The organism is Roseovarius lutimaris (assembly GCF_900115165.1).
GTDB lineage: Bacteria > Pseudomonadota > Alphaproteobacteria > Rhodobacterales > Rhodobacteraceae > Roseovarius > Roseovarius lutimaris.
In genome coordinates this window covers 34371-54540 of record NZ_FOVP01000018.1, presented here as the reverse complement: position 1 = coordinate 54540, position 20170 = coordinate 34371, and the positions used below count along the sequence as shown (strand labels likewise).

22 protein-coding genes are annotated in these 20170 nt (G+C 61.8%); 16 read left to right on the top strand and 6 right to left on the bottom strand.

Going from position 1 to position 20170, the window contains the following annotated elements; all coding sequences use genetic code 11:
* The 14 genes from BMZ91_RS15630 to BMZ91_RS15565 all read left to right on the top strand — a co-directional run bounded on the left by BMZ91_RS15630 (position 1) and on the right by BMZ91_RS15565 (position 12473).
* Entirely contained in the window at positions 1–1122 is a 1122-nt protein-coding gene (locus BMZ91_RS15630) for an ABC transporter permease (protein WP_092840917.1), read from the top strand.
* Between the two features lie 144 nt (positions 1123–1266).
* On the top strand, positions 1267–2715 hold the full coding sequence (locus BMZ91_RS15625) for a YfcC family protein (protein ID WP_092840915.1): 1449 nt from the start codon (positions 1267–1269) through the stop codon (positions 2713–2715).
* A gap of 14 nt (positions 2716–2729) precedes the next feature.
* Positions 2730–3959: an arginine deiminase gene (locus BMZ91_RS15620; protein ID WP_092840913.1), complete on the top strand. Its 1230-nt coding sequence runs from the start codon at positions 2730–2732 to the stop codon at positions 3957–3959.
* Positions 3960–3977: 18 nt separating this feature from the next.
* Entirely contained in the window at positions 3978–4979 is a 1002-nt protein-coding gene (gene argF / locus BMZ91_RS15615; RefSeq protein WP_092840911.1) for an ornithine carbamoyltransferase, read from the top strand.
* A gap of 1 nt (position 4980) precedes the next feature.
* A complete protein-coding gene (gene arcC / locus BMZ91_RS15610) occupies positions 4981–5904 on the top strand; it encodes a carbamate kinase (protein ID WP_092840909.1) in 924 nt (307 codons plus the stop codon).
* Positions 5901–7295: a F0F1 ATP synthase subunit beta gene (atpD, locus tag BMZ91_RS15605; RefSeq protein WP_092840907.1), complete on the top strand. Its 1395-nt coding sequence runs from the start codon at positions 5901–5903 to the stop codon at positions 7293–7295. The genes arcC and atpD overlap by 4 nt, the downstream gene beginning before the upstream one ends.
* Positions 7292–7702, top strand: a complete 411-nt coding sequence (locus BMZ91_RS15600; protein WP_092840905.1) for an ATPase — start codon at positions 7292–7294, stop codon at positions 7700–7702. The genes atpD and BMZ91_RS15600 overlap by 4 nt, the downstream gene beginning before the upstream one ends.
* Entirely contained in the window at positions 7699–7986 is a 288-nt protein-coding gene (locus tag BMZ91_RS15595; RefSeq protein ID WP_080456807.1) for an AtpZ/AtpI family protein, read from the top strand. Before BMZ91_RS15600 ends, BMZ91_RS15595 begins: the two co-directional genes overlap by 4 nt.
* A complete protein-coding gene (locus BMZ91_RS15590; RefSeq protein WP_218145676.1) occupies positions 7983–8282 on the top strand; it encodes an ATP synthase subunit AtpR in 300 nt (99 codons plus the stop codon). The genes BMZ91_RS15595 and BMZ91_RS15590 overlap by 4 nt, the downstream gene beginning before the upstream one ends.
* Positions 8279–8974, top strand: a complete 696-nt coding sequence (locus BMZ91_RS15585) for a F0F1 ATP synthase subunit A (RefSeq protein WP_092840903.1) — start codon at positions 8279–8281, stop codon at positions 8972–8974. The genes BMZ91_RS15590 and BMZ91_RS15585 overlap by 4 nt, the downstream gene beginning before the upstream one ends.
* Positions 8971–9258, top strand: a complete 288-nt coding sequence (locus tag BMZ91_RS15580; RefSeq protein ID WP_092840901.1) for a F0F1 ATP synthase subunit C — start codon at positions 8971–8973, stop codon at positions 9256–9258. Before BMZ91_RS15585 ends, BMZ91_RS15580 begins: the two co-directional genes overlap by 4 nt.
* A 3-nt stretch (positions 9259–9261) precedes the next feature.
* Positions 9262–10032, top strand: a complete 771-nt coding sequence (locus BMZ91_RS15575) for a F0F1 ATP synthase subunit B family protein (RefSeq protein ID WP_092840899.1) — start codon at positions 9262–9264, stop codon at positions 10030–10032.
* A complete protein-coding gene (locus BMZ91_RS15570; protein WP_092840897.1) occupies positions 10022–11560 on the top strand; it encodes a F0F1 ATP synthase subunit alpha in 1539 nt (512 codons plus the stop codon). The genes BMZ91_RS15575 and BMZ91_RS15570 overlap by 11 nt, the downstream gene beginning before the upstream one ends.
* On the top strand, positions 11544–12473 hold the full coding sequence (locus BMZ91_RS15565; protein ID WP_092840895.1) for a F0F1 ATP synthase subunit gamma: 930 nt from the start codon (positions 11544–11546) through the stop codon (positions 12471–12473). Before BMZ91_RS15570 ends, BMZ91_RS15565 begins: the two co-directional genes overlap by 17 nt.
* A 220-nt stretch (positions 12474–12693) precedes the next feature.
* Here BMZ91_RS15565 and BMZ91_RS21160 read toward each other — a convergent pair whose 3' ends face one another.
* Positions 12694–13290, bottom strand: a complete 597-nt coding sequence (locus BMZ91_RS21160) for an EF-hand domain-containing protein (RefSeq protein ID WP_177193888.1) — start codon at positions 13288–13290, stop codon at positions 12694–12696.
* A gap of 63 nt (positions 13291–13353) precedes the next feature.
* Positions 13354–13626, bottom strand: a complete 273-nt coding sequence (locus BMZ91_RS15550) for a hypothetical protein (RefSeq protein WP_092840891.1) — start codon at positions 13624–13626, stop codon at positions 13354–13356.
* A 169-nt stretch (positions 13627–13795) separates the two neighbouring features.
* On the opposite strand from BMZ91_RS15550, the gene BMZ91_RS15545 reads away from it, so the two are divergent.
* Positions 13796–14518: a response regulator gene (locus tag BMZ91_RS15545; protein WP_092840889.1), complete on the top strand. Its 723-nt coding sequence runs from the start codon at positions 13796–13798 to the stop codon at positions 14516–14518.
* Entirely contained in the window at positions 14515–15927 is a 1413-nt protein-coding gene (locus BMZ91_RS15540) for an ATP-binding protein (protein ID WP_092840888.1), read from the top strand. Before BMZ91_RS15545 ends, BMZ91_RS15540 begins: the two co-directional genes overlap by 4 nt.
* Before the next feature lie 67 nt (positions 15928–15994).
* Here BMZ91_RS15540 and BMZ91_RS15535 read toward each other — a convergent pair whose 3' ends face one another.
* The 4 genes from BMZ91_RS15535 to BMZ91_RS15520 all read right to left on the bottom strand — a co-directional run bounded on the left by BMZ91_RS15535 (position 15995) and on the right by BMZ91_RS15520 (position 20139).
* Positions 15995–16906 carry a cation diffusion facilitator family transporter gene (locus tag BMZ91_RS15535; protein WP_092840886.1) on the bottom strand — a complete coding sequence of 304 codons (912 nt, stop codon included), beginning with the start codon at positions 16904–16906 and terminating at the stop codon, positions 15995–15997.
* A gap of 101 nt (positions 16907–17007) precedes the next feature.
* Entirely contained in the window at positions 17008–17709 is a 702-nt protein-coding gene (locus tag BMZ91_RS15530) for a copper resistance protein B (RefSeq protein ID WP_092840884.1), read from the bottom strand.
* A 26-nt stretch (positions 17710–17735) separates the two neighbouring features.
* Complete coding sequence (locus BMZ91_RS15525) at positions 17736–19607, bottom strand: copper resistance system multicopper oxidase (RefSeq protein ID WP_092840882.1); 1872 nt, start codon at positions 19605–19607, stop codon at positions 17736–17738.
* Positions 19608–19803: 196 nt separating this feature from the next.
* A complete protein-coding gene (locus BMZ91_RS15520) occupies positions 19804–20139 on the bottom strand; it encodes a hypothetical protein (protein ID WP_143076355.1) in 336 nt (111 codons plus the stop codon).
* Between the last annotated feature and the right edge of the window lie 31 nt (positions 20140–20170).

Below are 20170 nucleotides of genomic sequence, written 5' to 3'. Positions count from 1 at the left end.
ATGCGGCAATGGCTGTCCAATATTTACCGGCTCGGTCTCAAAGAGCTTCGCAGCCTGCGGGCCGATCCGGTTCTGCTTTTCCTGATTGCCTATGTCTTCAGCTTTGCGGTCTATGCGGTTGCGACCGGGGCCAAGCTTGAGGTGATCAATGCGTCGGTGGCCTATGTCGATCTTGACCGCTCTGATCTGAGCGGGCGGATTATCGGGGCGATTCTGCCGCCGGAATTTGACACCCCTCAGGAAATCGCGGCCTCCGATATTGATCGCGTCATGAACGATGGCAGCTATGTTTTCGTGCTGTCCTTTCCGCCGCGCTTCGAGGCAGACGTGATCGCCGGATTGCAGCCATCCTTGCAGTTGAACGTGGATGCCACGGCGATGGTGCAGGCGGGCAACGGGTCGGTTTTCCTTCAGGAAATCATAACCGGGGAAATCACCAAATTCGTGGCAGGCGACGATACATCGAGCACGCTGCCGATAGATCTGATCGTCACGGCGCAGTTCAATCCAAACCTGCAATCGACATGGTTTTCCTCTGTGATGCAGGTGATCAACAACGTCACGATCCTGGCAATTCTGCTGACCGGCGCGGCCCTGATCCGCGAGCGCGAACACGGAACAATCGAGCATTTGCTGGTCATGCCGGTCACGCCGTCGGAAATCATGCTGGCCAAGATCTGGGCCAATGGCCTGGCGATCATTGTCGCCGCCGTTTTGTCGCTTTGGCTGGTGGTTCAGGGCATACTTGGCGTGCCAATTGCCGGATCGCTTACGCTTTTCGTGACGGGTACGGTGCTCTATCTGGTGTCGGTCACAGGGCTTGGCATTCTGTTGGCAACCTTCACGACCTCGATGTCACAGTTCGGTTTGCTGGCCCTGCCGGTTCTGGTGGTCATGAATCTGCTCTCGGGCAGCACAACCCCGATGGAGAGCATTCCCGGCTGGCTTCAAACCGTCATGCAGATCGCGCCATCCACGCATTTCGTGGCCTTCTCGCAGGCCATCCTCTATCGCGGCGCCGGTCTGCAAACGGTCTGGCCGGATATGCTTGTGATGATCGGGCTGGGCGGTGTCTTTTTCGCCATCGCACTATTGCGGTTTCGTCAGACCATGGCAGCCTGATCGTGGATGTCGCAACCCGCTGTTCGCCTATTGATGCAGGTCAATGCCGCGAAGACATATCCTGTTATCTCTCTTTCTTACCGTAAGCACGGATCAGTCACCCCCAATCGGGGGGCTAGCACGGCAAGCCGAAGGGAGAGCCTCATGCAAGATGACACGCAAGCCCCGCCAAACCCGGAAGAGCAAACCAGTTCCAGGTTTCCCACCGCTTATACAATCCTGTTCCTGTTGATCATTCTGGTGGCTGCGCTGACATGGATTATTCCCGCCGGACGCTATGACAGGGTGATGAACGACACCGTCGGAAAAGAGATTGCCGTCGCCGGAAGCTACCAGGAGGTAGACCCGAACCCGCAGGGGTTTTTCGATGTCATGCTGGCGCCGGGGGCCGGTTTTTATGATCCCGACAGCTATGCGGCAAATGCCATTGATGTGGCGCTCTTCGTTCTGTTTCTCGGCGGTTTCCTCGGAATCGTGAATGCAACCGGGGCGATAGATACCGGCATTCGGACGGTCATGCACAGGCTTGAAGGGCACGAAATCTGGATGATTCCGATCATGATGTCGCTGTTTGCGCTTGGCGGCACGACCTATGGCATGGCCGAGGAAACACTGGCGTTCTACGCGATCCTGATCCCTGTGATGATTGCCGCCGGTTATGATGCTGTGACCGGGGTTGCGATTATCCTGATCGGGGCGGGGATCGGCGTTTTGGGGTCGACCATCAACCCGTTTGCCACCGTGATTGCCGCCAATGCGGCGGGGATTCCCTTTACCGATGGCATGGCGTTGCGCTTTATCCTTCTGATCGGCGGGGTGGTCATTTGCGCGGCTTACGTGATGCTCTATGCGCGCCGGGTCAAGGCCGACCCGCGCAGATCCGTCGTGGCGAAACAGGCGCAGGCACATCGCGCGATCTTTCTCAAGGATCGCAAGGACGACTCGGACACGGCCAATCTCACCGGAACCCAGTCGATTGTCTTGATTATCTTTGCTCTCACCTTTGCGGTCATGATCTGGGGCGTGTCCTCGCAGGGCTGGTGGATGGCCCGCATGGCGGCGCTGTTCCTTGGGTCCGCCATCGTGATCGGCCTGATCGCGCGCATGGGCGAAAAGCAGCTGACCGGAAATTTCATCGACGGGGCGCGTGACCTTCTTGGCGTGGCGCTTGTGGTCGGCCTGGCCCGGGGGATCGTCGTGATCATGGAAAACGGGCTGATTGCCGACACGATCCTTCACAGTGCCGAACAATCGCTTGGCGGTCTGGGTGATCTGGCCTTCATCAACCTGATGTTCTGGATCGAAGTCGGCATGAGCTTTTTCGTGCCCTCGTCCTCTGGTCTGGCCGTCATGTCGATGCCGATCCTGGCGCCGCTGGCCGATTTTGCAGGCGTTGCCCGGTCTCTCGTCGTCACCGCCTATCAATCGGCCAACGGCTTGGTGAACCTGATCAACCCGACCTTCGCCGTCGTGGTCGGTGGTCTTGCCATCGGACGGGTTTCCTATGATCGCTGGCTGGCCTTCATCTGGCCGCTGCTGCTGATCCTGACCGTCTTCATCAGCGCCGCTCTCAGCGTTGCAACCCTCGTATAAGAAAGGCTCTCAAGATGACCGATCAAACCTTGGGTGTTCACTCCGAAACCGGAAAATTGCGCCAGGTTGTCGTCTGCCGCCCCGGTCTGGCCCATCGTCGATTGACGCCTGCCAACTGTCAGGATCTGTTGTTTGACGATGTGTTCTGGGTCAAGCAGGCGCAGAAAGACCACGATGTCTTTGCAACCACGATGCGCGATGAGGGGGTCGAGGTTCTGGACGTCAACGATCTGCTGGCCGAAACGCTGGATATCTCCAAAGGGCGTGACTGGGTGCTGGATCACCGGATCACACCCGACCAGATCGGCGTTGGCATGATGTCGGAACTGCGCGCCTGGATGGACGAGCTGCCGGGGGCGCAACTGGCGGAATACCTGCTCGGCGGGCTGGCCACCGACGATCTGCCGTTCAAGCCTTCGGGGCTGTTCGGCAGCTATCTTGGCGCGCACGGGTTTATCCTGCCGCCATTGCCAAACGCGCTGTTCACCCGCGACAATTCCGCGTGGATCTATGGCGGTGTCTCGGTCAATCCGATGCACTGGGCCGCGCGGCGCCCGGAAACCCTGCTGAACACCGCAATCTATAAATTCCACCCGAAATTCGCGGGCAAAACGACGGTCCATTGGGGCGACCCGACCATTGATCACGGGCTGGCGACGCTGGAAGGCGGCGATATCATGCCCGTCGGCAACGCAACGGTTCTGGTCGGCATGGGCGAGCGGTCGTCGCCGCAGGGCGTTGGCCAACTTGCCGAGGCGCTGTTCGATACGGGCGCCGCAGAGCGGGTGCTGGCCTTTGCCATCCCGAAATCGCGGGCGGCGATGCATCTCGATACGGTCTTCACCCTTTGCGGTGGCGATGTGGTCACGACCTTCAAGGAGGTGGCGGACGAACTTAAATGCTACGACATTCGCCCCGGCGATGGCGCCGCCCCTTTGCAATTTCGCCATGACCCGCGCCCGATTTTCGATATCGTGGCCGAGGTTCTGGGCTACAAAAGACTCCAGATTGTGCCGACGGGCGGCTCTACCGGGGAAGAGCGCGCGCGCGAACAATGGAACGATGGCAACAACGTGCTGGCCCTGCGCCCCGGCGTGGTCATCGGCTATGACCGCAACGACGACACCAACGCCGCGCTTGCGGCGGCAGGCATCGACGTGCTGGCCATTCCCGGCGCCGAACTCGGGCGCGGGCGTGGCGGCGGCCATTGCATGAGCTGCCCGACCCTGCGCGATCCTGTTTGACCCCGAAAGGCAATCCAAATGGCTTACAACCTGAAGAACCGGCATTTCCTGACGCTGCGCGATTATACCCCGCGCGAAATCGCCTTTCTGCTCAAGCTCGCGGCTGACCTCAAGGTCGCGAAATACACCGGCACCGAGGTGCCACGGCTGCAAGGCAAGGATATCGCGCTGATCTTTGAAAAGGACAGCACCCGTACCCGCGTGGGGTTTGAGGTGGCGGCCTATGATCAGGGCGCGCGTGTCACCTATCTGGGGCCGACCGGCAGCCATATCGGCCACAAGGAATCGGTCAAGGATACCGCCCGCGTGCTGGGCCGGATCTATGACGCGATCGAGTATCGCGGCTTTGGCCAGAATGTCGTTGATGAGTTGGCCGAATATTCCGGCGTGCCGGTCTATAACGGGCTGACAAACGAGTTTCACCCGACCCAGATCCTCGCCGATTTCCTGACCATGCAGGAGCATGTGGAAAAGCCGCTGCACCGCGTCGCCTTTGCGTTTCTGGGGGATGCAGGCAACAACATGGGCGACAGCCTTTTGATCGGCGGCGCCAAGATGGGCATGGATGTGCGGCTTTGTGCGCCAAAGGCGTGCTGGCCCAAAGCAGCGATCATTGATGAGGCCAAGGCGATTGCCGGGGACACCGGCGCACAGGTGACGATCACCGAAGACGTGGAGACGGGCGTCAAAGGCGTCGATTACGTCTATACCGATGTCTGGGTGTCGATGGGCGAACCCAGGGAAAAATGGGCCGAACGCATCAAGCTGCTGACGCCCTATCAGGTCAACGCCGATGTGATGGCCAAAACCGGCAATCCACGCGCCTGTTTCATGCATTGCCTGCCCGCATTTCACAACACCGAGACCACCGTCGGGGCCGACATCAAGGCCGAATTCGGGCTTGATGCAATGGAGGTGACCGAAGAGGTATTTGAAAGCGCCGCCTCGATCGTGTTTGATCAGGCCGAAAACCGGATGCATACGATCAAGGCGGTTCTTGTCGCCACATTAGGAGCCTGAGATGCTAGTAGTCGCGGCCGTGGGGGGCAATGCGCTGTTGCAAAGGGGCCAGCCTCTGACCGCAGAGGCGCAGCGCGCCAATGTCAAAGCGGCGGCAGAGGCGCTTGCCGCTATCGTGCGCGCCGGGCATCGGTTGATCGTGACCCACGGCAATGGCCCGCAGGTGGGTCTTCTGGCCTTGCAGGGGGCCGCCTATAAGCCTGATGAGACCTATCCGCTGGACGTTCTCGGGGCCGAAACCGAAGGCATGATCGGCTATCTGATAGAGCAGGAGTTGGAAAACGCGCTTGGCCACGATCATGCGGTTGCGACCCTGTTGACCCAGGTGGTCGTGGATGGGCGCGATCCGGCCTTTGGTACGCCGACCAAGTTCGTCGGGCCGGTTTACTCAAAGGATGAGGCCGAGACGCGCGCTAAAGCGGCAGGCTGGAGCATTGCGCAGGACGGCGCCTATTGGCGGCGTGTGGTTCCATCGCCCAGGCCTGTGGAAATTCCGGATTTGCGGGTCATACGATTGCTGCTCGATCAGGGCGTGATCGTGATCTGCGCGGGCGGTGGGGGCATCCCGGTTTTGCGCCGTCCGGATGACAGCATGATCGGCGTCGAGGCGGTGATCGACAAGGATGCCGCAAGCGCGCTTCTGGCCGCCGATATCGGCGCGGATGCTTTGTTGCTGCTGACGGATGTCGATGCGGTTTACCAAGATTTCGGGACCGATGCGGCCAAACCTATTTCTCACCTGACACCGCAGCGCGCGCGCGCTCTCGACATGCCGAAAGGCTCGATGGGGCCAAAGCTGCAAGCCGCCTGCGATTTCGCGGATCGCGGCGGCGTTGCGGGCATCGGGCGTCTGGCCGATGCGCTCGCGATCCTTGACGGCATGGCCGGTACGCGTGTGTCGCTGTCTAATGAGACCGCAAGATGACGCCCGAGGTCCGCACTGACAACGCCACCAAAACTGATGGTCGCATCGCCGCCATTCGCGGCGGGGTTGTCGATGTGATCTTCGACGGCGCCGTCCCCCACATCCACGATCTGCTTTATGCCGGTGAGGTCGCGCTTGAGGTCTCGGGGCTGATCGGCGAGGGCATGGTACGGGCCATGGCATTGGCGCCGGTGCGCGGGCTTGGCCTTGGCATGACCGTTACGGCCACCGGCGGGCCGATCCGGGTGCCGGTGGGAGAGGGCGTTCTGGGACGGATGCTGGATGTTTTTGGCGCGCCGATTGATGGGCGACCCGAGGCGGCGGCCGTGGAACTTCGCTCGATTCACCGCGCGCCGCCCGCGCTAAGCGAGCGTGTCTTGCATTCACAGATCCTTGAAACCGGGATCAAGGCGATTGATCTGTTGTCGCCCATCGAGCGCGGCGGCAAGACCGGGCTTTTTGGCGGGGCGGGTGTGGGCAAGACCGTGCTGATCACCGAGTTGATCAACAACACCGTCCAGAACCACAAGGGCGTCAGCCTGTTTTGCGGCATCGGCGAACGTTCGCGCGAGGCCGAGGAACTTTACCGCGAGATGGGCGCGGCGGGCGTGCGCGAGAAAACCGTGATGCTGTTTGGCCAGATGAACGAGGCGCCGGGCGTGCGCTTTCGGGTGGGCAATACCGCGCTTACCATGGCCGAATATTTCCGCGATGACAAAGGCCAGGATGTGCTGTTGTTGATCGACAACATCTTTCGCTTTGTTCAGGCCGGCTCTGAGGTGTCGGGCCTGATGGGGCGGATGCCCTCGCGCGTGGGCTATCAGCCGACGCTGGCCACGGAACTTGCGGGCCTTGAGGAACGGATCACCTCGACCAAACGCGGCGCAATCACCTCGATACAGGCGGTCTATGTGCCCGCCGACGATTTCACCGACCCGGCGGCGGCGCATATCTTTTCGCATTTGTCGGCCTCGGTGGTTCTGTCGCGCAAACGCGCCAGCGAGGGGCTCTATCCGGCGCTTGATCCGCTGGCCTCGGCCTCGGTGATGTTGACGCCCTCGGTGGTTGGTCAGCGGCATTATGACATCGCGCGGGCGGTGCGCCGGACGCTGGCGGAGTATGAGGAACTGCGCGACATCATCGCGATGCTGGGGCTGGAGGAGCTGTCGTCGAACGACCGCGCCACCGTCGCGCGCGCCCGGCGGCTGGAGCGGTTTTTGACGCAGCCGTTCTTTACCACCGGATCGTTCAGCGGGATGGAGGGCAAGCGGGTGTCGATCGCAGAGACGCTAGAGGGCTGCGAGACGATCCTTGAACAGACCCAATTCGATCTGCCCGAAAGCGCCTATTACATGATCGGCGGTCTCGGTGATCTGGAGGCGGCATCATGAGCCTGGCCGCCGAGATGACCGTCACCCTGCGCCTGCCGACCCGCACCCTGTTCGAGGGGCAGGCCACGCGCCTGACAGCGGTCGCGCCGAATGGCGCCTTCGGCCTCTTGCCGAACCATGTCGATTTTGTCACTGCGCTTGTGCCCTCGGTCATGACGCTGTGCCTTGTCGATGGGGCCGAGGATATCTTTGGCCTTGATGAGGGGCTGCTGGTCAAGACCGGGCATAGCGTTTGCGTGATTGCCCTGCGCGGGGTGCAGGGCGACGATCTGGGTAGCCTGCAAGACACGGTCGAGGAGAGCTTTGTCCAGATGGATGAAGAGGAACGCCAGGCCCGCTCTGCGCTATCGCGGCTTGAGGCTGATATGGTGCGCCGCTTTGCCGAATTGCAAAGGCCGCTGCCATGACGCCCAAACCCGATAAATCCACCGAGGACATCGCACGTCAGGCCAGGCGGATGAAATCGACGCGCGACAATCCGGGGCCAAGCCCGCTGCGCGGTATCGGCACATTCGGAATGATCGGCTGGTCAATCGCCGTGCCGACAGTTGGCGGGGCGTTTCTCGGCCTCTGGCTTGACCGTGTGGCGCCGCAGGGGTTTTCATGGACCATCGCCCTGATCCTTGGCGGCGTGGTGCTGGGCGCGTTCATTGCCGCGTCATGGATCAACAAGGAAGGGGGCGACAAATGATCGCGATTGACTGGACTGCGCTGGTTCTGGGCGGGGCCTCTGGCCTCGTCATGGGGGGGCTTTTCTTTGTCGGGCTGGCCCTGGGAATGCGGCTGGCATTGCGCAGCGTGAGCCCGGTCAAACTCCTGACGCTCAGCGCGACGCTGCGGATCGCGGCCTTGCTCGGTGTGGGATGGGTTGTGATCGGGCAGGGCGGGCCATGGGCCGCGCTTGGCTATGCCATCGCGTTCCTTATGGTGCGCATCATCGCCACGACCATCGCCCGTGTCGGGGCGCCCGCAGGTCGCGCATCATGAACCTTACGCCGGATCAGATCGTCATGTTCGACGCCTGGGGCGTGCCGATCAACGCAACCATTTTCTATACCTGGATCGTGATGGGCCTTTTGACCGTCGCCTCGATGCTGATCACCCGCAACCTGCGCGCCGATGTGCCGCCAGACCGCTGGCGCACGACGCTGGAGGTGATCGTGCAGGGCATTCAGGGCCAGATCGACGAAATCGCCCAGGGCCCGTCGCGGCACCTGTTGTATTTTTCCGGCACGCTGTTTCTGTTTGTCGCGCTGTCGAACCTGCTTCTGGTCATTCCGGGGTTCCGGCCGCCGACATCCTCCTTGTCGACGACGACCGCCCTGGCGATTTCCGTGTTGATCGCGGTGCCGCTGTTCGGTGTAAGCAGCCGCGGCCTTGGCGGCTATCTCAAGACCTATCTGCAACCATCGCCGATCATGCTGCCGTTCAACATCATCTCGGAATTCTCGCGCGGCATCTCGCTCGCCATTCGTCTTTACGGCAACATCATGAGCGGCGCCGTCATCGCGGCGATCCTGCTTGGTGTCGCGCCATTCTTCTTTCCCGTGGTGATGGATGTGCTCGGGCTTCTGACCGGCATGATCCAGGCCTATATCTTCGCGATCCTGGCGACGGTCTATATCTCAAGTGCCACCGCGACCCCATCACACCCGCTTTCCGAAAAGGACAATTCATGACCGATCTTGGTATCATCGCCGGCGTTTCAATCTTCACGGCCGGCCTCACCGTCGCGTTCGGCGCCATCGGCCCCGCGCTCGGGGAAGGGCGCGCGGCCTCGACGGCGCTGAGCGCGATTGCACAACAGCCCGACGCGGCCCCAACCATTTCGCGGACCCTCTTCGTCAGCCTTGCGATGATCGAATCCACGGCGATCTACTGCTTTGTCGTCGCGATGATTCTGATCTTCGCAAACCCGTTCTGGACTGCGGCGGTGGAAGCGGCGCAGGCGGCGGGCGGCTGAGCGATGTCCGTCGACTGGATCACCGTCGCGGCGCAGATCGCCAACTTTCTGGTGCTGGTCTGGCTTTTGAAGCGGTTCCTCTACCGGCCCATTCTGGATGGCATCGACGCCCGCGAGGCCGAAATCGCCACCCGGATGCAGGAAGCGGAGCGAGAGAAGGACAAGGCGGCCGCCATCGAGGCGGAATATCATGACAAGGTACGCGCGCTGCATGTCGCGCAGTCCGAGATGACCGAAACGGTGCGAAAACAGGCCGAGGAACAGCGCGATGAGTTGCTGGCCGAGGCGCAGCAGCGCATGGAGCGCGAGCACGCGAGCTGGCGGGCGCATCTTGACGATGAGGCCCGGAAATACACCGCTCAGATGCATCACGTCGGGGCAAGCGCGCTGCTGTCGCTGACCCGCAAGGCGTTGAGCGACCTTGCCGATGAGACGCTGGAGGCGCGCATCGCGCATCACCTTGTCGAGAAGGTCAAGCCGATGGCCGCAGATCTGGCCCGCGCCGCAGGGCAGGCGAGGGTGGCCGTCATCACAAGCCATGACCCGTTGCCACCAGCGGCACAAAAAGCCGTGACCGGCGAATTGAACGCCCTGTTTCCGGATGTCCCGGTAAGATTCGAGAGCGACCCGGACCAGGCGCCGGGCCTGATGCTGCGCATCGGCGGCGCGCAGGTGGCCTGGACCGTCGAGTCCTATATCGAGGGGCTGGACGCGCTGATTTCTGAAAAGCTGGCCAGGGGCACCGAGCCGAAGGCGCAAGACCATGAGCGGTGAAACCGGCGACATCGGCGCCGGTCCCGAGGGGCTGTTGCAGGCCCTGCTCGACAGCCCCGCGCCCGGCCCCCGCCTGAGCGAAATCGGGCAGGTCGCCGAAGTGGCCGACGGCATCGCCATCGTCACCGGGCTGGAACGTGCCTTGTCCGACGAGCTGTTGCGCTTTGAAAACGGCGTGCAGGGCATCGTCCTTGATCTGGAGCCGGGGCGCCTTGGCGTTGTCCTGCTTGGGCCGTCCGAGCGTGTTGCCGTCGGCACAGGTGTTGCGCGCACCCACAAGGTGGTGAGCGCCAGGGTCGGCCCGGCGCTTCTGGGCCGGGTCGTGGATGCGCTTGGCAATCCGCAGGATGGCAAGGGCGCGATCAAGGTCGAGGCGATGCGGCCCGTCGAGGCCGAGGCGCCCGAAATTCTTGACCGCAAGGCGATCACGCGCCCTCTGGCCACCGGGATCAAGACGGTCGATGCGGCGGTGCCGATCGGGCTTGGGCAACGCCAACTGGTGATCGGGGACAGGCAGACCGGGAAGACATCCTTGGCTGTGGATGCGATCCTCAACCAGAAATCCACCGATGTGACGTGCATCTATTGCGCGATCGGGCAACGTGGCGATGCGGTGGCCAAGGTGATCGGGGCGATCACCGACGGCGGCATGCTGGGGCGCACGGTCATCATGTCCGCTGGTGACGAAGAGGCCGCCGGGCTGGCCTATATCGCGCCCTATGCGGCGCTGAGCATGGCCGAATATTTCGCCGCTCAGGGCCGCGATGTATTGGTGGTTCTGGATGATCTGACGCATCACGCGCGCTCCTACCGGGAGTTGTCGCTGTTGCTGCGCCGCCCGCCGGGGCGCGAGGCCTTTCCCGGCGATATCTTCTATATCCACGCGCGGTTGCTGGAGCGCGCCGGACAGTTCTCCGAGGCGGTTGGCGGCGGGTCGATTACCGTGCTGCCGGTTGTCGAAACCCAGGCCGAAAACCTGTCGGCCTATATCCCGACCAACCTGATCTCGATCACCGACGGGCAGATCTATCTGTCGCCGCGCCTGGTGCGCAAGAACCAGTTTCCAGCGGTCGATCTTGGCGTGTCGGTCAGCCGTGTCGGCGGCAAGGCGCAAAGCCGCGCGTTCCGCTCGGTGGCGGGCAACCTGCGCGTCACCCTGTCGCAATTTGAAGAGTTGGAGGATTTCGCCCGGTTCGGCACCCGTCTTGACGATGCGACCCGCGCCCGGCTGACCCGCGGGGCGGCGGTGCGCGCATCCCTGCGCCAGGCCGAGCGCGACCCCATGGCGGCGGTCGAACAACTCGCCGTTCTGATCGCGGCAATGGACGGGCAGCTAGACGGGCTGAGCGAGGCGGAGACCTTTGCCGTGATGGCCGCGATCCGAACGGCCGCCACGCGTGATCTTGGCGAGATGGCGGATAGGATCGCGCAGAACGAGCCCCTGGACGACGCCGCCCGTGCCCGCATGGCGGCGCTCGGTCAACAGGCCCGAAAAACACTGGGGGAGCAGCATGGCGCAAACCCTTGAGACGCTCGCGCGGCGCACAACCAGCATGCAGGGAATCCGCAGCGTGGTTCACACCATGAAGACGCTGTCGGTCATCAATTCCGCCCCTTATGAACATGCGGCCCGCGCCATCGAGGCCTATCACGACACGGTGCTTGAGGGGCTGCATGCCTTCCTGTCGCAGTCCGGGCCACTCCAGACAGAGACGCCCGGCGCGGGGGCGCGGGTCATGGTTGTGTTCGGCTCCGATCACGGCTTGTGCGGGAACTATAACGAGGCGCTTGCCGGGCATGTCGGGCGCCAGATCAACGCCGATGCAGACCACGCCACAACCGTTCTTTGTGTCGGGGCACAGATGGCGGATGCACTGGCCGATCAAGGTCTCAGGGTGAAAAAGACGTTTTTTCCGCCCGCTTCTGTCGATGGGATCGGGCGGCTGGCAAATCTTCTGACGCAAAAGCTCGACGATATCCGGCGTGATAGTCACCCCCATGACGTTGCTGTCACACTGGCCTATTTTGCGCGCGGCGAAGGCGGAACGCAGGCTGCCGAAATCGCGGCATTGCTGCCGCTCGATCCTGCGCTCATCGCCGAGCTTCAGGCAAAGCCGTGGGTCTCGCGCAGCCTGCCGTATTTTTCGATGCCTCGGGGTGACCTTTTCATGTCATTGATTCGGGGGTATTTGTTTGCAAGCCTGTTTCGGGCCTCTGCCGAGGCGCTGGTCACGGAAAATGCTGCGCGGCTGGCCCTCATGCAGCAGGCGGAACAATCGGTCGATGAGCAACTTGAAGACCTGAAATCCGAAACCCGCGCTTTGCGTCAATCTGAAATAACGACGGAATTGCTTGACGTGATCATCGGCTTTGAGGCGCTGAAGAAAGACAAAAGGTCAAAAACAGGCTCGGATGACGGCACTGGCAAGCCGCCAGATTGACCCAACAGCCAGAACGGGCTTGGAGGTCTTTGCCCCGAAAAGGCAGATACGGGTTGAGGATTTAGATCCCCGGAGCGATGGAACCCTCCGGGACGAGGCGCGCGCCCTGCGCCAAAGGCTTGCGCCCTGTTTTGCCCCTGACGCTGCCAATGAAGCGGCGCGGATCAAAGAGGGCGGTGCGACGATTGCCGTTCCGCCCTCTCTGGCCTGATCTTTGGGATCAGTCGCCTTGCTTGCGTGTGCCGTCCTGCATCATCGCGCCTGGTTTCATGCCTTTCTGGGGCATGTCGCGGGCGTTCTGCATTCTCTCCATCCGCTTTTGCATCTTCTCGATCTTCTTTGCCGGGGCCGCCATTTCCCCGGCGGTTATGGCGCCGTCGCCGTCATTGTCGAGATGCTGGAACCGGTCGACCATGCGCTCGCGGATCATGCGGCTGTGCAGGATCTCGAATTCGGCGATATCAAGCGCGCCATCGCCATTTGCGTCGTTATCGGAGAGAAGGGTCTCAAGCGCGGCGCGCGCTTCGGCGGGCTCGATCCTGCCATCCTCGTTGGTGTCGAGCAGGGCGCGGAATTCCGGCCCCATCGGACCCGCCTTGCCCTTCATGCCGCCCTGCATCATACCCTTGTGCATGGTCATCATCTGCTGATGCATGGGCATCATGCCACTCTGGCCCGAGGCATGCTGTCTGGCGGGCTGCTGGCCGTGGCCGTGCTGGCCTTGTTCCATACCCTGTCCCATGCCCTGCGCCATGGCGGCGTTGCCGCCGACAAGGATCGCCGCCACGGCGATTGCCGAGATATACCTGGTATTCATCATGTTTTCCTTTCGGATCATTCCGATATGACTGTTGTTTTCGGGTGTCTGGTCTTGGCAGCGTCAGCGGTCCTCGCTTGCGTTACGTTCTTCGAACATCCGCTGAAATTCAGACGCCGCCTTCATGTGGGTCTCCATTTCATCACGCGTGACCTTGCCGTCTTCGTTCTGATCCGCGTGGTCGAAATGACCGCGCATCGTGTCGGTCATGTGAATGTTGTTGTCGCGGTCAGGCAGATTGTGATGCCCGGAGATATAGCCCATATTGGCGAAGGCCGCGCCGCCGATGGTCGTAGCGATGGCGATTGCGAGGCCGCGTGTTAGTCTGCGTTGCATTGAGTGTTCTCCTTTTTGAGATGTAAGACACACTCAAAATGGCAAATGAAATGCCCTATGCAACGGGTGCGCCTGACGATTGCGTAACGGTCTGTCGCAAAGCGCCGCCCGGTTACAATCCGTGACAGTTTTCCTCGGCACCGGCCGTGCAATCGCCTAGGGTCGTACCATGACAAAGCCACCCCATATCCTGCTTGTCGATGACAGTGCCGAAATTCGCAAAGCCGTCGCACGATACCTGGAAAAGAGTGATTTGCGCGTGACGACGGCGAAGGACGCGACCGAGATGGACGGGCTGCTCGACGTCGGGCGTTATGATCTCGTTGTTCTTGACGTGATGATGCCTGGCGAGGACGGGATATCGGTCTGTCGCCGCCTGTCCGCCAAGGGGGCAACGCCGATCCTCATGCTGACCGCGCTTGGCGAGGAAATGGACCGGATTATCGGGCTTGAGGTCGGCGCCGACGACTATCTGCCCAAGCCGTTCAATCCGCGCGAGCTTTTGGCGCGGATCAGGGCGATTCTGCGACGCGCACAGCGGTCCGAACCGCTGGCCGGGGGGCTTACGGGGCGGCATGTCCGGTTCGCGGACTGGACCCTGGAAACCGACACCCGCCGCCTGGTCGCGGCGGATGGCCGCGAGGACGTGCTGACGACATCGGAATTCAAGCTGTTGACGATCCTGCTGGAACGCCCGCGTATCGTGCTGAGCCGCGAGCAGCTTTTCGACCTGACAGCCGGGCGCACGCCCGCCGCGTTCGATCGCACCATCGACAACCAGATCAGCCGCCTGCGCCGCAAGATCGAGGCAAATCCGGGGCGCCCAAGGATTATCACGACGGTTCGAAACGGCGGCTACTGCCTTGCAACGGATGTCGAGACCGCCCCATGATCCGCACCCGTCTTGACAGTTTGCGCGTGCAGCTCTTGTTGCTGATCATCGGCAGCCTGGTGACGGCACAGGCGATCAGCCTCTGGCTTTTCGTGGATGAGAGAAGCCTTGCCGTGCGGGCCGCCATCGGCGCAGAGGCCGCCGGGCGCGCCGCGAATGTGGCCCTGCTTCTGGAGCGGGCGCCACAAGACCTGCATGCCTCGATCTTGCGCGCCGCCGACTCGCCGCTTGCACGGTTTCGCGTCGATGCGCACGCGGCCGTAGATCATCTCGATCACAGGGCCGGAGGCGCTGTCGAGGCGGGCATCAGGTCGCTGCTCGGGACCGAAGACACACGCGAAATCCGTGTGGAATTGCACGAGGTCGAGCGCGCATTTCCGCCGATGAGAACGGTCCCGCCACACATGGCCGCGATGCACAGGCAGATGATGCATGACAAAATCACGGGGCTTGAATTGACGCTTTCCATCGCGCTTGCAGACGGCGCTTGGCTGAATATCGATACGCGCTTTCAGCGCCCGCCGCTGCAATGGCCGGTCTTCTCCGCGGTGAGTTTTGGCCTTACGGCGGCGTTGCTGATCGGGGTCGCCTGCTGGTATCTTCTGGCGCGCCTGACCTGGCCGCTTCGACGCTTGGCACAGGCCGCCGAAAGCCTCGGCAGGGGCGAGGAGGGCAAGCCGATCCCGGTTGCCGGTCCGAGAGAGGTTCGCGATCTGACGGATACCTTCAATCTCATGCAGGAGCGGCTGGTGCGCACGGTTGCGGACAAGACACGCATCATGGCCGCTCTGGGGCACGATCTGCGCTCGCCGTTGACCGCGCTGCGCGTCCACGCCGAGATGGTGGAGGAGGCGGAAACACGTGATGCCCTGGTCACGTCGATCGAGGAAATGCAAGACATGGTCGAGCGCACGCTGGCCTTTGCACGGGGCATGGCGATCAGCGAACCCCCGGAAACGGTTGAGTTGGGGGACTTTCTGACGCGCCTGAAGCGGGACATGCTCGACGCGTTCCAATATGAGACCGGCGCGCCGCTTCAGATCAGGCTGCGGCCTCACTCCATGCGCCGCGCCCTGCGCAATATCATAGAGAATGCGGTGCGCTACGGTAGCGATGCCAGGGTCAGCTATACCCGAGAGCACGACAGGGTCTTGATCCGGGTGCGCGATCACGGTCCCGGCATCCCCGAAGCAGAGCTGGACGAGGTCTTTGAGCCGTTTTACCGGGTCGAAACGTCACGCTCGCGCGAGACAGGCGGCACCGGTCTCGGCCTGTCCATCGCGCGCAGTATCCTGCGCTCGCATGGGGGCGACGTGACCTTGCAGAACCACCCGGAGGGCGGGCTTCTGGTGCAATTGGAATTGCCGCTTTCGCAAAACTCAGATTCGCAAGATAGGACTGGATCATAAGGCGACATATGCGTTTACCGCTCGGGGTTGTGGCTGTGGCCGGGATTCGGTGTGGCAAACAAGGGCATCAATCCTTAGCCGTGATATCAATCATCTCGGCGCCGCTTTCATCAAGACAGCGGTCCTCGACCTGCAAGGTGACAAAGAAAAAGCCAAAGCGCTCGCGCAGCATTTGATGGGCTTCCCTTAATACCTCTTGCGGATCGTCGTCGCCGTGAATGCGCAGATGGGCGGAAAAGACGTATTTGCCGCTGGTCAGCGCCCAGGCATGCACGTGATGGGCGTTCGCCACACCGCGCAACGCCTCAAGCGCCTGCATGACGTCGCCAAGGCTTACATCCTCGGGCGTGCCCTCCATCAGCAGATGCATGGAGTCGCGCAGAATTCCCCAGCTTGCCCAGACCAGCACGAATCCGAAGGCCATGCCGAGGATCGGGTCGATCAGCAGGAATCCGGTAAACTTGATCACCAGCGCGGTGACGATGATCAGCAGGCTTCCGACAAATGTCTGGATGATGTGCCAAAGCGCGCCCTTGACGTTCAGATCGCTCTGGCTCTGCTTCCAGATCAGCCCGAGCGAGATGAGTTCGGTCAAGAGCCCGCCCGCGGCGGCCAGCAGCATCGGGCCGGTCGGCAGATTAATCGGAGAGTTTAGCCGCATCGCAGCCATCACGATCACCACTACCGCCATGCCAAGCAGAAACCCGCCATTGACCAGGGCGCCGATGATCTCTGCGCGATACCAGCCAAAGCTGCGATCCTCGTCGGCCGGGCGCCTTGCAAGGCGCGCGGCAAGGATCGCCACAAGGACGCCGCCGACGGCAGAAAAGGTATGAAAAGCGTCCGAAATCACCGCGATCGAGCCGGTCCAGAGCCCGATTGTCATCTCGATGAAGAAATAGATGCCCGTTAACCAAGCTGAAATCGCCATGCCGCGACCGCTCGATGGCATGTGGCCCGCGTGCCCTTGTCCGCTCATCACAGGTTCCTTTCCAATTTGGTTTTCAAAGCTCTGCGCACCATCCGGGCGACAAGCACGGTATGTGGCCGCCCCGGCACGTGACCGGGGCGGCCCTCATTTCAGAACATCAGGCGTGTGCCGATCACGATCGCGAAGGCATCGGTATCTCCGCCGCTGGCGCGGATCCGGTCCTTGGTATCGCCAAGTGCGGCCTCGTAATTCACCCCGATATAGGGCGAGAACGCGCGATCAACGACATCGTAACTAAGCCGCGCCCCGATTTCCACGACGGCACCGCCCGCGCCACGATCGCGCGCCGCATCATCCTTGAGCGGCAGGTTGACCTCGATATTCGGGGTCAGGATCAGGCGATTGGTCAACAGCGCCTCGTATTCCGCCTCAAACCGGAAGAACGGGTTCTCGGAGACAAACAGATCGGCGTCAATCTCGAACCATTGCGGCGCAAGCCCCTTGATGCCGACCACCCCGGCATAGCGGTTGGGCGCGCCATCGGGCGTATCGGCATAGGCCCCGATCACCGCGTCGAAAAACGTCGAGACGGGAAATTGCAGGCGCGCCTGGTTTTCCAGCTTCTCGAAGTCCTCCGACGTGAGGCCAAGTTCGGCCTCACTGCGCCAGATGAATTTCAACTCATCCGATCCCACAAGGGCATCAAAATCCCAGACGAAGGCATCCTCGCCATCCATCGCGCGATATTCGAACTGCTCTGCTTGAAACCCCCAGATTAGCGGCTCGGCATATGTAACCTGAGCCAGGGGCAGAAAGAGGCCGACTAGTCCGGCCAGTTTGAAACGTTTCATCTTGATTTTCCTTTATATTGACTGGCTCAGGCTGGGCGCCCTCTGACCACGACTTTGCGGAACATGCCGCCATCGGCGTGATAGGAAAGGTGGCAGTGAAAGGCCCATTGGCCTGGCGCATCGACCTCGACCTCGATGTCGGTGGTCACTCCGGGTTGAACGCTCACCGTGTGTTTGATCGGGTTGCGCGCGCCCTGACCGGTCTCGACCATCGACCACATCCCGTGCAGGTGCATCGGATGCGCCATCATGGTTTCGTTGATGAACCGGATGCGCACCCGCTCGCCATAGGTCAACACGATCGGGTCGGCATCGTCGTATTTCACGCCGTTGATCGACCAGATATAGCGCTCCATATTGCCGGTCAGGCGTAGCTCGATGGTGCGCGACGGGGCACGGTGGCGATAAAGCGGTCTTGCGGCGCGCAGATCGGTGTAGGACAGAAACTTGCCGCCATTATAGGCTTTGGGCGTCAGCCCGCTGCCCGGCGCGTAGAACAGATCGGCACCATCCTCCATCGTCATCCCGGCGTGATCCATGCCCTGCATGGCAGGCGTGCCGGTGTTGTTCATATCGGAGGGGGCCATGCCATCCATGGCTGGTTGGTCTGGGGTCTGCATCTGCGAGTGGTCCATACTCTGCATGCCGGAGCTTTCCGCGGGCTCCATGTTGGCGTGGTCCATAGCGGTCATGTCCTGCATGCCACCGGCGTTCTGCATCACGTGGTCGCCCATATCCATGCCGCCCATCATGCCGCCCATATCGGCCATGGTAAGCAGCGGCCTGGGCCTGAGCGGTGGCACCGCGCCTGCGTAGCCGTCTTTCGGGGACAGGGTGCCGCGAACGAGCGCGGTCCGCCCCATCGACTCGGCAATGATGCTATAGACCTTGTTCTCGCGCGGCTGAACGATCACGTCATAGGTTTCCGCGACGGCGACCCGCAGCTCGTCCACGGTGACCGGCCTGACGTCATTGCCGTCGGCCTGAACGACCGTCATCCTGAGGCCGGGGATGCGCATGTCGAAATAGGTCATGGCCGAGGAATTGACGATCCGCAGGCGGATTTTCTCGCCTGGCCGGAACAGCCCGGTCCAGTTTTGCGAGGTGCTCTGCCCGTTGATGAGCGGGGTAAATCCCTGCACATCCTCGATATCCGTGGGCATCATCCGCATCCGGCCCCACATGCCGCGATCCTTGAGCGCGGCTTTCAGGCTGTCCTGACGTGAGTCTTCGATCAGGGTCTGCAAGGTGCGTTGCGAGCGGTTGTAGTAATCCGGCATCCTCTTGAGATTACGCATGATCCGGCTGCCGGGATGCGGGTGCTTGTCGGCCAGTTGCACGACATAATCGCGATTGGCGCGAACGCGTTCACCGCCACGCGGCTCGATCACGATGGCACCGTAAGCGCCATCTGGCTCCTGAAAGCCCGAGTGACTGTGGAACCAGTAGGTGCCGGCCTGCTGGATCGGGAACCGATAGGTGAAGGTTTCACCGGGGGCGATGCCGTTGAAGCTGATGCCGGGCACGCCGTCCTGACGGAACGGCAGGACAAGCCCGTGCCAGTGGATCGAGGTGCTTTCGCGCAGGTTGTTGGTCACGTTGATGGTGACCTCTTCGCCCTCCTTGAACCGCAGAACGGTCGGAATCTGGCTCTTGTTGTAGCCGACTCCCATTTTCCGAAAGTTCCCCGTGTCAATCCGAACCCGGTCGACAGTGATGTCATAGGTCCCTTTCGATGTGATCTTTGGCGATCCGTGCGCGCGCAATACCGTCGGCATGGCGAGCGCGGCAGCCGCAGTCAAACCGAACTGACGCCGGGACAGACCTGCTGCCAGATGTTGTGACGAGCCGAGCGCTGTCTCGGAAAGCGCAGACCGTTTTGCTTTGAAGAGACGCATTCTCTTCTCCTTTGTAATGTCCAAAAGTCGGCCTGACGCGCCTGCGCCAGAGCCATGCTTCATCCGTGAAATGAGATTTCCCGCGACCCTGCGTGGCCACCGCGCAAGCCAGAGTGGCGTGCGTTCCGGCCCTGCGCGCAGGGCAGGGCGTTTCAGGGTCTTAAACAGAAGGCGCGGAAATCGAGGCTATGACCAGTCAGGCGCGCGGCGGTGGCGAGGCGGCCTCTGGCGCGACGCTCTCGGCGTGGATCGGGCGAAACCGGTGATAGAGTGCGACGACGATGACGCGCGGCTCTGATGTCGTTCGGCCAAAATCAAGAACCGCCACGCAATGTAGCATCATACCCGGGCAGGGCGCGTCGGTGCCATCCATGTCAACATGTGTGCCACAGTCCCGGACATCCAGCACGGCCATGCGGTGCGGGCTGTCCTGCGGCGCGCTTGCGTCAGACGCAACAAATGGCACCGCCGCGACCATCAGGACGACGAGCGATAGGATATGGGCCATGCGTGTCAGTCGAAAAAATCGCATCACGAACCGGTTTGTTGCTTCGTGACAGAAA